The 202-nt window shown below is 50.0% G+C and carries 1 rRNA gene; it reads right to left on the bottom strand.

The window, feature by feature from the left end:
- Positions 1 to 202 (bottom strand): 16S ribosomal RNA (locus QOS03_RS09400); the annotation flags it as partial.

Raw genomic sequence — 202 nt, 5'->3', positions numbered from 1 at the left:
CCTCTTCTGCACTCAAGTCTGACAGTTTCCGATGCACTTCTTTGGTTAAGCCAAAGGCTTTCACATCAGACTTATCAAACCGCCTGCGCTCGCTTTACGCCCAATAAATCCGGATAACGCTTGCCACCTACGTATTACCGCGGCTGCTGGCACGTAGTTAGCCGTGACTTTCTGGTTAGATACCGTCACTGCGTGAACAGTT

Origin of the sequence: Limosilactobacillus pulli (assembly GCF_947381555.1) — a bacterium.
Classification (GTDB): Bacteria; Bacillota; Bacilli; order Lactobacillales; family Lactobacillaceae; genus Limosilactobacillus; species Limosilactobacillus pulli.
The sequence above is the reverse complement of the archived record's forward strand: the minus strand, read 5'-3'. Positions and strand labels throughout refer to the sequence as shown.